Below are 16,150 nucleotides of genomic sequence, written 5' to 3'. Positions count from 1 at the left end.
GGGGGGAGGGCGGATCCGGCGGCGAAGATCGCAAGAACTGGGACCTCCTTAGGAACTTGTCGAGATATGTGGGATTTTCCTCTTTTCCCCGAAAGCGCGACCGATATCGCCAATCGAGTCGACTTGGTCTACTTCGGCGAGCTCGGGGTCTGCGTCTTCTTCACCCTCTTGATCGGCGTGCTGATCCTCTTCTGCGCGATCAAGTATCGCAAAGGCTCGTCGGCCAACCGCGAGGGGGCCGTCTCCCACTACTTGCCGATCGAAGTGCTCTGGGTCGCGATCCCGCTGGTGATCTCGATGGGCATCTTCGCCGCGGCGACGGTGGTCTTCTTCGAGATGTACCGGGCGCCCGCGAATGCGTCCGAGGTCTACGTGGTGGGCCGGCAGTGGATGTGGCAGCTCTACCACCCGAACGGGAAGCGTGAGATCAACGAGCTGCACATCCCGCTCGGCCAGCCGGTCAAGCTGATGATGACCTCGCAGGACGTGATCCACGACTTCTACGTGCCCGCGTTCCGGGTCAAGCAGGACGTCGTCCCGGGCCGGTACAGCTCGATGTGGTTCCAGCCGACGAAGACCGGCAAGTTCCACCTGTTCTGCGCCGAGTATTGCGGCACGAGTCACTCGGGGATGATCGGCTCGGTCATCGTCATGGAGCCGGCCGACTACGAGAAATGGCTCTCGAGCGGGACGACGCAGACGACGCTGGCCACGTCGGGCGCAGCCCTCTTCAAATCGTACGGCTGCTCCGGCTGCCACGGCCTGAACGGGACCGTGCGGGCGCCGCTGCTCGACGGGGTGTACGGCCACGCGGTCCCGCTCGAAGGGGGCCAGGTCATCACCGCCGACGAGAAATACATCCGCGACTCGATCCTGCTGCCGCTCTCGCAGGTCGTGGCCAGCTACAAGCCGGTCATGCCCACATACCAAGGGCGGATCAACGAGGATGAGCTGCTGAAGATCATCGCCTACATCAAGGCGCTGGGCAAGAATGGGAGATCCGAGCAATGAGCACTCCGGCGAACGGACCAGTAGCCCAGCCGAATTACCTGAACGCCAGCCACACCCTGAAGTCGTGGCTGCTGACGACCGATCACAAGCGGATCGGCCTCCTGTACATGATCTCGATCACGCTCTTCTTCATCGTGGGAGGGGCGGCGGCGACCATCGTCCGGCTCGAGCTGATGACCCCGCGCGGGGACATCATCCAGCCGGATACCTATAACAAGATGTTCACCGCGCACGGCGTGGTGATGGTCTTCTTCTTCCTGATCCCGTCGATCCCGGCGGTCCTCGGCAACTTCCTCGTGCCGATGATGATCGGGGCGAAGGACCTGGCCTTCCCGAAGATCAATCTCGCGAGCTGGTACATCTACATCCTCGGCGGTGTGTTCACGCTCTACGCGATGGTCACCGGAGGGGTCGACACCGGCTGGACGTTCTACACGCCGTTCAGCAGTATGTTCTCGAACACGCAGGTGATGGCCGCCGCGCTCGGGGTGTTCATCGTCGGGTTTTCCTCGATCTTCACCGGGCTGAACTTCATCGTCACGATCCACAAGATGCGTGCGCCGGGAATGACCTGGCGGAAGATGCCCCTGTTCATCTGGGCGATGTACGCCACGAGCCTGATCCAGATCCTCGGGACCCCCGTGCTGGCCGTCACGGTCGGCCTCGTCGGCCTCGAGCGTATGTTCCACGTCGGGATCTTCGACCCGGCGCTGGGCGGCGACCCGATCCTCTTCCAGCACCTCTTCTGGTTCTACTCGCACCCCGCCGTCTACATCATGCTGCTCCCCTCGTTCGGGGTGATCAACGAGATCGTCCCGTGCTTCTCGAGGCGCCCGATCTTCGGCTACAACGCCATGGCCGTCGCCATGATGGGCATCGCGATCCTGGGCTTCCTGGTCTGGGGTCACCACATGTTCGTCAGCGGCCAGTCGATGTACGGCGGGATGGTCTTCTCGATCATCAGCTACCTCGTCGCGATTCCCTCGGGCGTCAAGGTGTTCAACTGGACGGCGACCCTCTACAAGGGCTCGGTCTCCGGCGACACCCCGATGCTCTACGCCCTGGGCTTCATCGGCCTGTTCACGATCGGCGGCCTGACGGGCCTGATCCTGGCCTCGCTCGCGGTCGACGTGCACGTGCACGACACCTACTTCGTCGTCGCCCACTTCCACTACATCATGGTCGGTGGTGCGGTGATGGGCTACATGGGCGGCCTCCACTTCTGGTGGCCGAAGATCACCGGGCGTATGTACCCCGAGATCTGGGGCAAGCTCGCGGCGTTGACGATCTTCATCGGCTTCAACCTGACCTTCTTCCCCCAGTTCATCCTCGGCTACCTCGGGATGCCCCGGCGCTACTACGAGTACCCGGCCGAATTCCAGGTGCTGAACGTGATGTCCACCGCGGGTGCGTCGATCCTCGCGGTCGGCTACGTCCTGCCCCTCGTTTACCTGTTGCTCTCCCTCTACAACGGCCCGATCGCGGGCAAGAACCCGTGGGGTGCCGAGGGCCTCGAGTGGCAGTCGCCGTCGCCCCCGCCGACCTTCAACTTCGACGAGCCGCCGGTCGTGCCGGAACGGCCTTACGATTATGCACCCGGTGAGCATGCCGGTGCCCTGGAGCAGGAGCACGCCAGTGTCCATGGTTGAACATGCCGCCGATCATCACCATTCGCCCCTGCTGGCCCACCACTTCGAGGACATGGGCCAGCAGCACGAGAGCGCCGCGCTGGGGATGTGGACCTTCCTGGCGACCGAGGTCATGTTCTTCGGTGGGCTGTTCGGGGCGTTCTGCGTCTACCGGTTCACCGACTCCCACTCGTTCTCGCTCGCGAGCCGCCAACTCGACATCCTCTGGGGGACGATCAACACGTTCGTCCTCCTGACGAGCAGCCTGACGATGGCCTTCGCGGTCCGCGCCGGGCAGACCGCCGACCAGAAGGGCCAGGTCCGGTTCCTGATCGCCACCATGATCCTGGCGTCGATGTTCCTCGGGATCAAGGCGAGCGAATACTACGAGGACTACGAGAAGCACCTGATCCCCGGCGCGTCGTTCAACGCGGAAGAGCTGAAGATCCCCGAAGGCTCGCCCCCCAGCGTGGCACAGCACGGGCAGCTCTTCTTCGTGTTCTACTTCTTCATGACCGGCCTCCACGCCTTCCACATGGTCATCGGCATCGGGGTCATGGCGTGGATGGTGGCGCTCGCCAGGAAGGGCAAGTTCACGGCGGAGTATTTCACTCCACTTGAGATGACCGGGCTCTACTGGCACTTCGTCGACATGGTCTGGGTGTTCCTGTTCCCACTCCTCTATCTCATCGACCTCCACAAATGACCGAACATACGACCGCACACGTCCTGCCCAAGTCGACCTATTACGCCGTCTACGCCGCGCTGATGGTCCTGCTGCTGGTGACGGTGGGGGCGGCGTACGTCGACATGGGCATGTTCAACTTCACGGTCTCGCTCGGGATCGCCGTGATCAAGGCGGTCATGATCGGCCTGATCTTCATGCACGTCCGCTACAGCGAACGTCTGATCTGGGTCTTCGCCGGCGCCTCGTTCCTGTGGCTGGCGATCATGATCGTCTTCACCTTCAACGACTACTTCACCCGAGGATTGCTCAACATCCCCGGCAAGTAACGTCACCGACGCGGGCGTCCGTTGCTGTTCGTCACGAACGCCGTCTCCTCGAGTGGGGCGGACTTCGCAGCTCAAAGGGGGATGGAGCATGGCTCCATCCCCCTTCTTGTTTTCGAAGGTTCATCCGGGCGGTCCAACTCCACCGGTCTTCAACTGGTCCGCCCTTCTCATGACTCGGGAGGGTTTTCTTGGGACGACAGCACGTCTTGCCTGCGACGGAGTCTCACATTGATCTTGGCGGCAGGTAATCCCTCGAGTTCGGGAACGAGGTGTTGGGCTTTTGGTCCGAAAGACTGGAGCACTGCGGCGAGCGTCCCCTTGAAATCATAGTAGCCCGCCGGAGCTTGCTTCTCGGGAGCCGTCGCCTTCCAGGCGGTTGCGACGGCCGCGATGACACGATCCTCGTCGGCAGTCCCTCGGGCGATCTGGGCGAGGGCCTTGGCCAGGAGGTCGCGATTCTCGAGACTTTGCTTCGGGGCCTCGAAGATCGCGAGGAGCTGTGGCAGGGCTGTCGCGGCCTTGGGCCCGATGATCCCAAGAGACCCGGCCGCCGCGAGCTGAGCCGCCTGGTTCGGGCGTTTCAGGACTTCGCAGAGGACATCCACGGCCTCCGGCGGTGGCTCGGTGTCGGGGCAGATCTCCCCGACCGCTCCCGCCGCCCTCTCCGTGATATCCTCGACGAACATCGGGCTCACGCCTTTGACGGGTCCGGGTTGAGGTGCGTCGATCTCTTTGCGCAGAAGAGTAAGAACCGCCGGGAGTGCCGGGCTCCCGGCGGTCCCCATGTTGCCGATGGCGGTAACGGCGATGTAGCGGACATTCGGGTTCTCGCTGGACAACCCTTCGATCAGGGCCGGCAGCATCGAAGGCTTGGGATCGACACCGCCAAGATTGCTAGCGATCGACGTGGCGACCAAGGGACTTTCGGTGGGGATGCGTCGCAACGCCACGGGGAGAAGCGCCTCGGGGCCCTGGCGGTATGTGGATAGGGCTTGGCTCGCGGCGATCCGGACTGTCTCGGCTTCGTCATCGACAGCCGCGACGAGTTGGGGGGGCGGGACGTCGAAATCGCCGATCCTCGCGATCGAGGTGAGCGAATTCGCCACGCTCGTACGAACGGCCGGGGACGAGTCGTCCAGACGGGCCAGCACCACGTCCTGGGCCTTGCGGCAGAGCTGGACGATCGCCGGTTCTCGCTTCTTCTGGAGCATCAAACCCCTCGATCCGAACTGGAGGATCCACTGGCCGACGAAAGTGACCGCCGCCTCCCGAACGACCTCCGACTCGTTATCCATCTGATGGACGAGATAGGGGAGGATCTCGAGGAATTCCGTCGGCGTCGTCAACTGGAGGTGGAGCTCTCGGATCGCCGTGCTACTCTGGATCTCGTCGCCGTGCTCGATCTGCCAGAGGGTGGCGGCGATGGCCTGCTTTTTCTTCTCCCGGTTCTGGAGATAGATCGCCGCGCCCGCCGCCGCGAAGACCGCGACCGCGACCAGGGCGAGCCGGCCCTTTCCGAGTCCCTTTCCCCCTTGGGGCGCGTCTGTCATCGCTCGGTCTCCAGTGTCAGGCGTCGCAAGTTTCACCGTGGGTCTTTCGTTCGACGGCCCTTCATACAAAATCATGAGGGCTTGGATGTGATCGAAATGTGGATTCTACCCCGGTTTCGTGTGGTGGCGAGAGACTGTCACGGCCCATCGTCCGGATTTTGTAGGGTGAGCATTTTCCACCCGGCAAGGGGCTCGAATCGAAGGAGAGGCTGACGATGCTTCGACGATCGCCGACGATTGCTTGGACCCTGGCCGCGCTGCTCAACGGCTTGGGATCACCATCCGAGGCGCCGGCCGGTACGTTCGTCTTCCATCGTGAGGAGGTGATGGGGACGTCGCTGGAGCTCCGGGTCGAGGCCGACTCTCCCGAGGCGGCGAGCCGGGCCGAGGGGCGGGTGCTCGGCGAGATCGACCGGCTCTCGGCGATCTTCAGCGGCTATGATCCTTCGAGCGAGTTCCGCCGGTGGCTGGGCTTCCCGAAGGCTCCTACGGAGGTTGCCCCCGAGCTTTTCGAGGTCCTCGGGGCGAGCGAGCGTTGGGGCGAGGCGAGCGGCGGTGCCTTCGACCCGAGGGTGGAGGCGTTGTCGAGGCTCTGGTCGATGTGCGCTCGGGAGGACCGTCGGCCGACCGCCGATGAGATCGGCGCGGCGAGGAGGCTCATGGATCCTCCTGCGTGGCGTCTCGACATGGCGAAGCGTACGGCCGAGCGACTCTCGCCGTGTCCGCTCAGCCTCGACGCGATCGCAAAAGGCTATATCGTCGAGCGGGCCTGCAACCTCGCGATCGACCGAGACGGCGAAGTCGGTAGTGCGTTGCTGAACGTCGGCGGCGACATGCGAGTTTCCGGAGCGGCCGCCCAGACGATCGGCATCGCTCGCCCGAAGGGCGATTCCGAGACGACCGAACCGCTGACCTACGTCTCGGTCCGGGATCGCTCAGTCGCCACCAGTGGGAACTCCCAGCGCGGCTTTCGGATCGGAGGCCGCTGGTATTCTCACATCCTCGACCCGAAGTCTGGCCTCCCCGTCGAGCGGACCGTGGCCGCGACGGTCATCGCCGAGCGCGGTGCCGACGCCGACGCGCTCGCGACGATCTTCAACGTCCTGCCCGTCGAAGCGAGCCTGCGTCTGGCGGCCTCGCTCCCGGACGTTGAGTGCTCCATCGTCGGCCAGGACGGGAGGGTCTCGCGGAGTGCGGGTTGGGACCGCTATGAGACGGCACCCCCGTCGCCCGCATCTGTCGCCCCGGGCCCCCTGCTCGCTCGCGCGACGTCGGACGGGACGTCCAAGGATCGAGCGAAAGACGAGGCTGAAAAGGCTTCGGTGTGGGATGAACTCGAACTCCTCGTCCGCTTCGAGATCAACCGCCCTGAGGGCAAGATCCGGCACTACAACCGCCCGTACCTCGCCGTCTGGGTTGAGGACAAGCAGGGGTTCCCGGTCCGGACGCTGACGTTGTGGGTCCTGGGGACAGAACACGGCTCCCGATGGATCCCCGAGCTGAGGCGCTGGCATCGCGGCGACCAGGCCCGTCGACGCGTCGACGAGACCAAGCTTACCGCCACGATCGCCCGTCCGACGCGACCACCCGGGAAGTACGAGGTCATCTGGGACGGGAAGGACGACCGTGGGAAGCGTCTCCCCGGCGGCGAATACACGGTCTACCTCGAAGCCGCCCGCGAGCACGGCACGTATCAAAATTTGAGCAAGAAAATCGTCGTCGCCGACAAGCCGTTCGTCGAGGAGCTCAAGGGGAATATCGAAATCAAATCCGCAACCCTCGATTATCGCCGGAAGCCTCCGGCGAAGTCGCACCAATGACCTGGCATCTGGCTGAGAAAGGGAGAGGGAAGACGATCCGCAGATGGTACAGATCGGCGTAGATAAAATAGAATGATCACTATTTTTGTTCGCGACAACCTGTGCATATGTAAATAAATCCCCCTTTTCTTGTCCACGTTCCAACCGTGGCTGTTTCTAGCCCGATATGGAGTCGTTGATCATCAACCGGGGACCCGATCGGGACGCTTGACGAAGCTATACAGAACGTCGAATGCGGGGCTTCTACAATCGCTCGCGGGGTCGAGATCCGTGGTCGAGGCGCACTCGGGCGGGTCTCCGAACCGAAGGAGGGTCATTCGATGGGTGTTCACTTCTCTCGATCGCGCCGCCATTGCCTGGGCACTCTCACGACCACCGCGGCGTTCTTCACCACCCGCGGGCTCTTCGCCGAACAACTCGCGTTGACGCCGGAGCGAACGGAGGGGCCGTTCTACCTGGATCACCTCCCGCTGGACACCGACAACGACCTGATCATCATCCGAGACTCCACGACCCCGGCCGTCGGCGAGATCACCCATCTGAGCGGCCGGATCCTCGACTCGAGCGGCCGCCCGATCCGAGATGCCACGATCGAGATCTGGCAGTGCGACGCGAACGCGGTCTACCTCCACTCGGCCGACAGCGAAGGGAAGAAGGACCAGCAGGACAGCCACTTCCAGGGCTTCGGCCGGTTCACGACGGCGTCGACGGGCGAGTACCGCTTCCGCACGATCAAGCCGGTCCCCTACCCGGGCCGCCCTGCCCCGCACATCCACGTCAAGGTGAAGAAGGGGGACCGGGAGCTGCTCACCACCCAGATCAACATCGCCGGGCACCCGGGTAACGAGATCGACGGGGTCGTGCGCGGGGGCATCAGCGTCTTCGACCGAGAGCTGCTCATGACCGACTTCACGCCCATCAAAGACTCGAAGATCGGCGAGTTGGCCGCCCGCTTCGACATCATCCTCGGGCGAACTCCGGACGAACGCTCCTTCGGGTCGAGGCGAGACGCCCGCTGAGAGTCAGACTCTACCGACCGGATTCGATCGACCAACGTCCAAACACATCGGGAGGGTTCATGCGGACGATATCGGGGATCGTTTTGACATGCGGGATCTTGTCCGTCGCCGCGATCGCGCAGGCCCAGCCGCCTGGCGCGAAGCCTGACGGAGACCTCGTGACGAGGATGATGGAGTTCGACGCCGACAAGAGCGGGACGCTGACCAAGGCCGAGATCACCGACGACCGCCTCATCCGCCTCTTCGGCCGGGCCGACACCAACAAGGACGGGACTGTCACGAAAGCGGAACTCGCCGCCCTCGAGGCCAAGGAAGAGTCGAACGACGAAGACGGCCCTCCCGGGTTCGGCCCTCCGGGAGGCCCCGGCGGCCCCGGCGGCCCTCCGAGAGGTCCCGGTGGTCCCGGCGGATTCATGGGAGGCATGCCCCGCCCCGGCGAGGTCTTGCCACCGATGTTGCAGCAGGCCCTGAGGCTCGACGCCGACCAGAAGGCCAAGCTCGCCGACCTCCAGAAAGAGGTCGACGCGAAGCTCGACTCGATCCTGAACGACGAGCAAAAGCAGCGCCTCAAGCAGATGCGTGACCGAGGCCCCGGCGGCTTCGGTCCCCCTGGTGGCGGCCCTCCCGGCGGTGGTCGTCGCCGCGGTGGCCCTGGAGGAGGTCCCGGTGGTCCGCATCCCCCCGACCGCCCTTGATCGGGCGATGCCCGAATCCGTAGGGGGTTCGATACTGGCGCCTTCGCGGGATCGCCCGTCGTAAACGGGGGTGTGGCGACGACCCCTCGAAGGATCGTCGTGGGATGAGACGAGGGTGGCCAGGTCGGAACGGAGCGACGCATCGGCCACCCCGGCTTCACCCCTTGCATTCCAACTGGCAAGCGCCAGGAATCATTGGAAACCGTTCCAGACGCGTTCGAGCCCGGGCATCAATGGGCGATCGTGCCAGGCCGAATGCCCCCATCAAGGTCGAAGCCCGACCCGACCGCGCCGACCACACAGGCCCGTCGATCCAGGCCCAAGCGATCCCGGAGGATGTGCACGGCCTCGATACCCGTGCAGTGGGCGCCCAGCAGGTGACGGAGCCCCATTCCCCGAAGCTTGCCGGCGGTCCAGTCGAGGGTGACGCCGTCGGCGTCGAACAGGTGCAGGCCGCCCACGACGGCGACGATCGGGGCCTTGCGGATCTTCTCTTCGGCGAATTCTAATGTATTGATCACGCCGGAATGGCCGCAGCCGGTCACCACGACGAGCCCTTGTTCGGTGTCGAGGACCAACGACATATCCTCCGGGATCGTGTCCTCGACCAGTCCCTCGGGGGTCTGGACCCGGCCACGGCCGCTCCAGTTCCGCTCCGGGTGCTTGCGGGGGACCGGCCCCGTCAGCCAGATCCCGGGGCCGATCTCCGTCGGCTCGCTCACTGTTGCGAAACTCCCGCCGGTCGCCTCGTAGGGCGCCTTCATGGTCAGGGTCTCGTTCGTATCTCCGCCGCCTTCCCTGGGACGGGGGAGGAAGATGCCGCGGCCCACGTAGCTGCGCGAGAGCGCCCGAGGATGGTCCTTCATCCAGGCACGTCGGAGGGTCAGCAGGCCCCCGGTATGATCGCGATGGTGGTGGCTGAGGATGACTTCGGTCACCTCGGAGAGGTCGACGCCGAGCTCGCGAGCGTTGGTCAGGACGGTGTCGGGGCGGGCGCCGGTGTCGAACAGCAACCGACGGCCATCGGCCTCGACCAGGGCGGCGAAGCCCCATTCGCCCAGGCCCTTGGTGTCGGCCAGCATCGTGGAGAGGATCGTAACTCGCGCCGAATGGACCTTCGGCGTCTGGCCCTCGACGCGGGGCGCGTCTCCCTGACCGGACGCGGAGGCGGCCGGCAAGAGAAGGCCCGCACAGAACAGGAACAGGACACCGCGTCGTAGGACGCCCCTGCGATCGACGGGATGCCTCATCGACGTGCTCCGGCAGGCCACACAACGGTGATCGGGCTGAAGTGCGTGATCCCCAGAGTCGGGTGGCGACGCACATCAAGCCCGATCACCGATTGGCATCGGTTAGGGAAGACAACCGACCTCGATCAGGCTTTCCCGACCAGGTCGAAGCGATCGAGATTCATCACCTTGGTCCATGCGGACACGAAGTCGCCCAGGAACGCCGGCAGTGAATCTCCGCAGGCGTAAACTTCGGCGACGGCCCGGAGCACGGAGTTCGAGCCGAAGACGAGGTCGACGGTGGTGCCGGTCCACTTGACCTGGCCCGTCCGGCGGTCGCGACCTTCGTAGAAGTGCTCGCAGACGGGCGACTTCCGCCACTCCGTGCCCATGTCGAGCAGGTTCACGAAGACGTCGTTGGTCAGGGTCCCGGGGCGGTTGGTGAGGACGCCGAGCGCCGATTGCCCGAAGTTCGCATTCAAGGCACGCAGGCCGCCGACCAGTACCGTCATCTCGGGAGCGCTCAGCGTCAGTTGGCGCGCCCGATCCAGCAGGAGGTCGGGCGCCGGGCGCTCGTCGCCCTTGCGCTGGTAGTTGCGGAACCCATCGGCCGTCGGTTCGAGGACGGCGAAGGACTCCACATCGGTCAACTCCTGCGACGCGTCGGTACGACCCGGCGTGAAGGGGACCTCGATATCGTGACCGGCCTTCTTCGCGGCGGCCTCGATGGCCGCACCGCCGCCCAGAACGATCAGGTCCGCGAGCGAGACCTTCTTGTTGCCGGACTGGGCGTCGTTGAAACCCTTCTGGATGGACTCGAGGGTCTGCAAGACTTTCGCGAGCTCGGCCGGCTGGTTGACCTCCCAATCCTTCTGGGGGGCCAGGCGAATCCGGGCCCCGTTGGCCCCGCCTCGCTTGTCGCTGCCCCGGAAGGTCGACGCGGACGCCCAGGCGGTCGACACGAGTTGCGGGATGGTCAAGCCGGAGGCGAGGATCTTGGCCTTGAGCTGGGCGATGTCCTCCGCACCGACCAACTCGTGATCGACGTCGGGGATCGGGTCTTGCCAGAGCTGAGCCGGGGGGACGTGCGGGCCGAGGAGTCGTGAGACCGGGCCCATGTCGCGGTGCGTGAGCTTGTACCAGGCCTTGGCGAAGGCCTCGGCGAACTGGTCGGGGTTCTCGTGGAAGCGCTTGGAGATCGGTGCGTAGATGGGGTCCATCCGCAGGGCGAGGTCGGTCGTGAACATGATGGGGGCGTGTCGCTTCGCCGGGTCGTGCGCGTCGGGCACGGTCCCCTGCGCCGACGCCTCCTTGGGCGTCCACTGGAACGCACCCGCGGGGCTCTTCGTCAGCTCCCAGTCGTAGCCGAAGAGGTTCTCGAAGAACCCGTTGTCCCACTTCACCGGGTTGTTGGTCCAGGCGCCTTCCAGGCCGCTGGTGATCGCGTCACCGCCCTTCCCGGTCCCGAAGCTGTTCGCCCAGCCGAGCCCTTGCTCCTCGAGTCCGGCCCCCTCGGGCTCGGGGCCGCAGTACTTGGCGGCGTTGGCGGCGCCGTGGGCCTTGCCGAAGGTGTGGCCGCCGGCGATCAGGGCCAGCGTTTCCTCGTCGTCCATGGCCATCCGGCCGAAGGTCTCGCGAATATCCTTCGCGGCGGCGACCGGGTCGGGCTTGCCGTCGGGCCCTTCGGGGTTCACGTAGATGAGGCCCATCTGGACGGCGCCGTAGGGCTTCTGGAGCTGCCGATCGCCCTCGTAACGCTCGGCCCCGAGCCACTCCATCTCCCCGCCCCAGTTGATGTCCGCTTCCGGCTCCCAGACGTCCTCGCGACCGCCGGCGAACCCGAACAGCGTGAGGCCCATCGACTCCAGGGCCACGTTCCCGGCGAAGACCATCAGGTCGGCCCACGAGAGCGAGCGTCCATACTTCTGCTTGATCGGCCAGAGCAGCCGCCGGGCCTTGTCGAGGCTCGCATTGTCGGGCCAACTGTTGAGCGGCGCGAAGCGCTGGGTGCCGGAGGCAGCTCCGCCCCGGCCATCGGAGGTGCGGTACGTGCCGGCGCTGTGCCAGGCCATCCTGATGAAGAGCGGGCCGTAATGGCCGTAGTCGGCCGGCCACCAGTCCTGCGAGGTCGTCATCACCGCCTCGAGGTCCGCCTTCAGGGCGTCGAGGTCGATCTTCTTGAACTCCTCGGCGTAGTTGAACTCCTGACCCATGGGGTTGGCCAGGGGGGAGTTCTGGTGGAGGATCTCCACCCTCAACTGATTCGGCCACCAATCCCGATTCGACCGGGCCCCGGTCGTGCTGTGTCGTTGCGTCCCGTTCATCACCGGGCAACCGTTTTCGTCGGCCATGTTTCCTCCAATGACATCCTTCCCGGATGAACGCTATCCCCTACTTCGGATGGGCTTCCGGAGGAGTAGTCTATGCCTGCCCTTGGCCGAAGGCCAGACCCTTCCCGCGCCGTCGAATCGTCCGCCGGAGTTGTCAGGCTCACGCCCTCGATTCCTCGAGGGCGAGGGGATGACCAAACCCACCTCGAACATCCGGCAACAAGGCACAGGGGCCCACATGATAACTGGCGGACGCACTGTGACGTGATGGCAGGTGTGGAGGGGCGTGCGTCACTGGCCGCGATAATGAACCAGGTTCGTTGGTGGTTATCGCCCTCGGTCCCTCACGTCAATGGACAGAGCCTTCCGGTCGGCATCGCGATCAGGAGATGGTCGGCGTCTCGAATCATTGGTGAAACGTGAGGATCGGATCTCGATATTCAGATAAATTTGGGTTGTGAATAAAAGAACAGGCAAATTCTTTTTAAGAAAGTCGGCGTACACGGGACGCTATACCGAAGGCTGGTATGAGAGGCTTCAGATGCTCCCTGCCCCTTCGGTTGAGATTCGTGTCGTCCTGCTCAAGATTCTTTGCCGCTGCTAGGCAAGGATTCGAGCTGCTCGCCCAGGAGCTCGATGTAGGAGGCTCGCGGCTTCTTTGGGAGCTTGACGCGGTAGACGGGCGCTCCACCCGGCCCGAGGGGACCCCTCAGTTCGGTGATGCGGCCAACCTGTCCGGCGAAATCCTTGATCCGGACGTAGTCGCCGAGTTTGAAGGAAGTGGTTGCTTTGGTATTGGGCGTCTTTGCCCTATCCGCCCCCATCCTACGGTTTCCACGGGCGTTTGTTGAAACATCCAAGCAACTCATTGTACATCACCCCGTCAAGCGAGGTCGCCAGGCCTTCGCAAGAATTCCTCCAGGCTTGGATCGTCGCCAGGTCCGGGATCCCTCCCGAAGGGACATTCCCGTGATGTGCGGCCACATTTCTGAGTTGGTTCAAGCTTGAAAGGTGAGTGATTCTTCGAGGATTGTTGCCGGGGTCGGCCCTCGGGAGGTCGAGGGTGAAGCCGAATCGCTCGAAGTCCTTCCTGATGTTTCCCAGATTCGGGTCGCCCTGATCGAGTTTGCGGTTTGCGGTGAACTGTTCCTGGAACAAGCTCCTTATGGAAGGGTTCCTGATCCTTGCGGAGAGAATCATGGTGCATTCCGTGCAGAGATCGCGGCAGAATCCTTGGAAGTGGGCGGAAAGGAGGATGATCAGACCGCGAAGGTTCTCGTCCTCAAGCCTGGGGTTTGGAGGGACCGGCGCCGTGGTCGTCGTGCACTGCTTCTCGAGCTCGGCAATGCGCGGAAGCCGGTCTGTCAGCCAAATGCGGAGAGACGCGGATGGCGTTCGCCACTCCTGGACCATTTGGGCTACTCGCCCGCAAATTGATCCGCGGGACCAGGCGAGCCACTCTATCGGCCCCGAATCGAGCCAACAAGGGCTTCAAGAGCTCGACTTGGAGGATCGAGTCATGGACACCGAAGCAGCCGTCTTGGGCGATACCATAGCGGCCAATCGTCTTTCCTTCGAGATATCTCGCCAGAGGCTCGACCTCTTCTCGAAGTCGATGTGTCCAGGCATCCTGCAGCCGGCGACCCTCACGTTTCATCCTCAGCCTGTCGATACAATCCATAGAAACGGTGCGACGTGACCTGTTGGAATTGCCATGCGCCTCGTCTGGATAATCTTCGTCGCGAGTCTGGCCTGCGCGACCGGGTGCATGAACGGGCGCCTGCGTCAGAGGACGATCAACCAAGCGTCGACGCTGCCGGATCTGCAATATCAGCAGGTGCTCGACAACCTGGCGCAATTCACGGTCAATCCGGCGACGCTCCCCTGGCACGTCAATCTCAAGGAGGGGACGTCGCAGATCACCGACTCGCTCTCGGGCGGGGCCTTGGTGGATCTCGGGCCGCCGGTGTCGACGCAGCCGCAGCTCTTTGGGTCCAGGACGGTCGTCGCCCAGTGGGGGATGGAGCCGGTGATCGATGCCGCCGAGCTCCGGCTGCTCCGCATCGCCTATCGCCGTGCCCAAGGCGCGGCCGACATGCCCGACCCGGAGTTCCTCGAAGAGCTGGCGCACGACCTCAAGGCGCAAATCGCCTCCAACGCCGACCTCCGCGACGAGTCGGACCTCTTCTTCGAGTACGAATCACGCGCGAGCCGCAATGTCCGAGAGCTCGACAGCCGGGTGGTCACGACGAACGATGATGGGTTCTACGTCCCGACGAATGCGGACCGATCGCCATTGACGAGGAATGTCCAGCGCAAGCTCGAGATGATCCGGCGCGACCTCGCAAAGATCCCCGCCGGTTGGTTCCACACGGGTCGTAAGAGGGACGTGCCGAAGGACGCCTGCTACGTCGGCCGGTCCGGGGACCTCTACGCCTGGGTCTGCCCCGAGGGTCGGGAGGCCCTGACCGAGTTCACGCTCACCGTCCTCAAGTTCTCGTCATTGATCAAGGAAACGCAGACGCTCATCAACCCCGGCTCGGTGAAGTTCTCGCCGGGCGATCGCGGAGGGTAAACGAGGGGGCGGTTTACTCCGCGTCGTGGAAGATGATGCCGAGGGTGACTCGGTGGCCGGAGCGGATGCGGCTCACGCCGTGGCGGACATTGACCTTGGAGGTGCGACTGGCCTTGAAGACGGGCCGCTCGCGAGTGGTGAAGATCACCGCCTCACCCTGGCCGATCGCGATGGCCTCGCCGCGGGACTGGGCGCGCGGGCGTTGCTCGACGAGCAGGAACTCGCCCCCGGTGAAGTCGTCGCCGGGGCGGCTCAGGAGGAAGACCGCCTGGAGCGGGAAGGCGATGGCGCCGTAGAGGTCCTGGTGCAAGCAGTTGAAGCCGCCGGCCTCGTAGCGGAGCATCAACGGAGTCGCCCGGCTCTGCCCGTGCTCCCGGCATCGCGCGAGGAACTCGCCGAGCGTGGCGGGATACGTGTCCTCTCGGCCCAGGGCCTCGGCCCAGCGGTTCGCGACCCGGGCCAAGGGAGAATAGAGGCCGTCGCGAAGGTCCGCGACGATCCCCGGTAGCGGGTGGTCGAAGTACTGGTAGTCGCCCTCGCCGTACCCGTGCCGGGCCATCTCGACCTTCTTCCGGAACGGTCCGCCGTCGTAGAGGGCCGCGAGCGACTCGCATTCCTGGGCGGTCAGGACGCGAGGAGTCTGGGCGTAGCCGCGTTCGTCCAGGTCGCGACCAAGACTTTCCCAGTCGAGCCCGCCGAGGCGCTCGAGGACGGTCATCGCGTGACCCCCGCCGCGACGCGGCCCGAGGGGATCACGGCCGAGAAGCCGGGGAGTGCCGTTCGGCCGAGGTGGGTGTCCCGCTCGTGCTCGAGCAGCCAACGCTTGCGTTCGAGGCCGCCGGCGAATCCGGTGAGGTTGCCCGACGAGCCGACGACGCGGTGGCAAGGGACGATGATCGAGACGGGATTCCGCCCCACCGAGGCGCCGACGGCTCGGACGGCTCGAGGGGCCCCGATGCGTCGGGCGATCTCCATGAAGGTCGTCGTCTCGCCGTACGGGATCGACAGGAGGGCCTCCCAGACCTTCCGCTGGAATTCGGTCCCTCGGAGCGACAACGGGAAGTCGAAGCGTCGGCAATCGCCCGCGAAGTAGGCCGAGAGGGCCTCGGCAATCGGCCTCAAGGCCTCGTCGTCGCGTTGCCAGGAAGCTTCGATGGCGGGGCCGCCCTTGTGCAACTCCATGTAAAGCCCGGTGAGTGCATCACCGTTGGATGTGAGCATGAGATCGCCGATCGGGCTCTCGGAGATCGTGTAGAGGGTCGATGCCTGCGACGTCATC

At 64.5% G+C, this 16,150-nt stretch carries 15 protein-coding genes; 8 read left to right on the top strand and 7 right to left on the bottom strand.

Annotated elements, in window-relative coordinates:
• Positions 1–66 precede the first annotated feature (66 nt).
• From coxB to ACYOEI_RS31795, 4 genes are read left to right on the top strand one after another with little or no spacing between them, the layout of a single operon-like run.
• A complete protein-coding gene (gene coxB, locus ACYOEI_RS31810) occupies positions 67–1,011 on the top strand; it encodes a cytochrome c oxidase subunit II (RefSeq protein WP_462853878.1) in 945 nt (314 codons plus the stop codon).
• Positions 1,008–2,660, top strand: coding sequence for a cytochrome c oxidase subunit I (ctaD, locus tag ACYOEI_RS31805; RefSeq protein ID WP_462853877.1), 1,653 nt, complete (start codon positions 1,008–1,010; stop codon positions 2,658–2,660). The genes coxB and ctaD overlap by 4 nt, the downstream gene beginning before the upstream one ends.
• The gene (locus ACYOEI_RS31800; RefSeq protein WP_462853987.1) at positions 2,653–3,345 is read left to right on the top strand and encodes a cytochrome c oxidase subunit 3 family protein; all 693 of its coding nucleotides are present in this window, start codon (positions 2,653–2,655) and stop codon (positions 3,343–3,345) included. Before ctaD ends, ACYOEI_RS31800 begins: the two co-directional genes overlap by 8 nt.
• The gene (locus tag ACYOEI_RS31795) at positions 3,342–3,653 is read left to right on the top strand and encodes a cytochrome C oxidase subunit IV family protein (protein WP_462853876.1); all 312 of its coding nucleotides are present in this window, start codon (positions 3,342–3,344) and stop codon (positions 3,651–3,653) included. Before ACYOEI_RS31800 ends, ACYOEI_RS31795 begins: the two co-directional genes overlap by 4 nt.
• Positions 3,654–3,820: 167 nt before the next feature.
• Here the strand turns inward: ACYOEI_RS31795 and ACYOEI_RS31790 are convergent, their stop codons facing one another.
• On the bottom strand, positions 3,821–5,203 hold the full coding sequence (locus ACYOEI_RS31790; RefSeq protein WP_462853874.1) for a HEAT repeat domain-containing protein: 1,383 nt from the start codon (positions 5,201–5,203) through the stop codon (positions 3,821–3,823).
• A 215-nt stretch (positions 5,204–5,418) separates the two neighbouring features.
• On the opposite strand from ACYOEI_RS31790, the gene ACYOEI_RS31785 reads away from it, so the two are divergent.
• The 3 genes from ACYOEI_RS31785 to ACYOEI_RS31775 all read left to right on the top strand — a co-directional run bounded on the left by ACYOEI_RS31785 (position 5,419) and on the right by ACYOEI_RS31775 (position 8,737).
• The gene (locus tag ACYOEI_RS31785) at positions 5,419–7,023 is read left to right on the top strand and encodes a DUF2271 domain-containing protein (protein WP_462853872.1); all 1,605 of its coding nucleotides are present in this window, start codon (positions 5,419–5,421) and stop codon (positions 7,021–7,023) included.
• Between the two features lie 320 nt (positions 7,024–7,343).
• Positions 7,344–8,042 carry a dioxygenase family protein gene (locus tag ACYOEI_RS31780; RefSeq protein WP_462853870.1) on the top strand — a complete coding sequence of 233 codons (699 nt, stop codon included), beginning with the start codon at positions 7,344–7,346 and terminating at the stop codon, positions 8,040–8,042.
• Positions 8,043–8,101: 59 nt separating this feature from the next.
• A complete protein-coding gene (locus ACYOEI_RS31775; protein ID WP_462853868.1) occupies positions 8,102–8,737 on the top strand; it encodes an EF-hand domain-containing protein in 636 nt (211 codons plus the stop codon).
• Between the two features lie 230 nt (positions 8,738–8,967).
• Here ACYOEI_RS31775 and ACYOEI_RS31770 read toward each other — a convergent pair whose 3' ends face one another.
• The 4 genes from ACYOEI_RS31770 to ACYOEI_RS31755 all read right to left on the bottom strand — a co-directional run bounded on the left by ACYOEI_RS31770 (position 8,968) and on the right by ACYOEI_RS31755 (position 13,709).
• Positions 8,968–9,987, bottom strand: a complete 1,020-nt coding sequence (locus ACYOEI_RS31770; RefSeq protein WP_462853866.1) for an MBL fold metallo-hydrolase — start codon at positions 9,985–9,987, stop codon at positions 8,968–8,970.
• 125 nt (positions 9,988–10,112) lie between these two features.
• Positions 10,113–12,317, bottom strand: coding sequence for a catalase/peroxidase HPI (katG, locus tag ACYOEI_RS31765; protein ID WP_462853864.1), 2,205 nt, complete (start codon positions 12,315–12,317; stop codon positions 10,113–10,115).
• Between the two features lie 560 nt (positions 12,318–12,877).
• Positions 12,878–13,120, bottom strand: a complete 243-nt coding sequence (locus ACYOEI_RS31760) for a hypothetical protein (protein ID WP_462853863.1) — start codon at positions 13,118–13,120, stop codon at positions 12,878–12,880.
• A 1-nt stretch (position 13,121) separates the two neighbouring features.
• The gene (locus tag ACYOEI_RS31755; protein ID WP_462853862.1) at positions 13,122–13,709 is read right to left on the bottom strand and encodes a HEPN domain-containing protein; all 588 of its coding nucleotides are present in this window, start codon (positions 13,707–13,709) and stop codon (positions 13,122–13,124) included.
• 355 nt (positions 13,710–14,064) lie between these two features.
• Here ACYOEI_RS31755 and ACYOEI_RS31750 point away from each other — a divergent pair, with 355 nt between their 5' ends.
• Positions 14,065–14,871 carry a hypothetical protein gene (locus ACYOEI_RS31750; RefSeq protein ID WP_462853860.1) on the top strand — a complete coding sequence of 269 codons (807 nt, stop codon included), beginning with the start codon at positions 14,065–14,067 and terminating at the stop codon, positions 14,869–14,871.
• A 13-nt stretch (positions 14,872–14,884) separates the two neighbouring features.
• Here ACYOEI_RS31750 and ACYOEI_RS31745 read toward each other — a convergent pair whose 3' ends face one another.
• Together ACYOEI_RS31745 and ACYOEI_RS31740 are read right to left on the bottom strand one after the other, a co-directional pair.
• Entirely contained in the window at positions 14,885–15,589 is a 705-nt protein-coding gene (locus tag ACYOEI_RS31745) for a 2OG-Fe(II) oxygenase (RefSeq protein ID WP_462853858.1), read from the bottom strand.
• Complete coding sequence (locus ACYOEI_RS31740) at positions 15,586–16,149, bottom strand: methylated-DNA--[protein]-cysteine S-methyltransferase (protein ID WP_462853857.1); 564 nt, start codon at positions 16,147–16,149, stop codon at positions 15,586–15,588. Before ACYOEI_RS31740 ends, ACYOEI_RS31745 begins: the two co-directional genes overlap by 4 nt.
• Position 16,150: the final 1 nt, after the last annotated feature.

This window comes from Singulisphaera rosea (assembly GCF_054877945.1).
This window is presented reverse-complemented; position numbering and strand designations above follow the sequence as displayed.

Coding starts and splice junctions, on each gene's coding strand:
- coxB (WP_462853878.1), top strand. CDS start 67: ATGTGGGATTTTCCTCTTTTCCCCGAAAGCGCGACCGATATCGCCAAT.
- ctaD (WP_462853877.1), top strand. CDS start 1,008: ATGAGCACTCCGGCGAACGGACCAGTAGCCCAGCCGAATTACCTGAAC.
- ACYOEI_RS31800 (WP_462853987.1), top strand. CDS start 2,653: ATGGTTGAACATGCCGCCGATCATCACCATTCGCCCCTGCTGGCCCAC.
- ACYOEI_RS31795 (WP_462853876.1), top strand. CDS start 3,342: ATGACCGAACATACGACCGCACACGTCCTGCCCAAGTCGACCTATTAC.
- ACYOEI_RS31790 (WP_462853874.1), bottom strand. CDS start 5,203: ATGACAGACGCGCCCCAAGGGGGAAAGGGACTCGGAAAGGGCCGGCTC.
- ACYOEI_RS31785 (WP_462853872.1), top strand. CDS start 5,419: ATGCTTCGACGATCGCCGACGATTGCTTGGACCCTGGCCGCGCTGCTC.
- ACYOEI_RS31780 (WP_462853870.1), top strand. CDS start 7,344: ATGGGTGTTCACTTCTCTCGATCGCGCCGCCATTGCCTGGGCACTCTC.
- ACYOEI_RS31775 (WP_462853868.1), top strand. CDS start 8,102: ATGCGGACGATATCGGGGATCGTTTTGACATGCGGGATCTTGTCCGTC.
- ACYOEI_RS31770 (WP_462853866.1), bottom strand. CDS start 9,987: ATGAGGCATCCCGTCGATCGCAGGGGCGTCCTACGACGCGGTGTCCTG.
- katG (WP_462853864.1), bottom strand. CDS start 12,317: ATGGCCGACGAAAACGGTTGCCCGGTGATGAACGGGACGCAACGACAC.
- ACYOEI_RS31760 (WP_462853863.1), bottom strand. CDS start 13,120: ATGGGGGCGGATAGGGCAAAGACGCCCAATACCAAAGCAACCACTTCC.
- ACYOEI_RS31755 (WP_462853862.1), bottom strand. CDS start 13,709: ATGGTCCAGGAGTGGCGAACGCCATCCGCGTCTCTCCGCATTTGGCTG.
- ACYOEI_RS31750 (WP_462853860.1), top strand. CDS start 14,065: ATGAACGGGCGCCTGCGTCAGAGGACGATCAACCAAGCGTCGACGCTG.
- ACYOEI_RS31745 (WP_462853858.1), bottom strand. CDS start 15,589: ATGACCGTCCTCGAGCGCCTCGGCGGGCTCGACTGGGAAAGTCTTGGT.
- ACYOEI_RS31740 (WP_462853857.1), bottom strand. CDS start 16,149: ATGACGTCGCAGGCATCGACCCTCTACACGATCTCCGAGAGCCCGATC.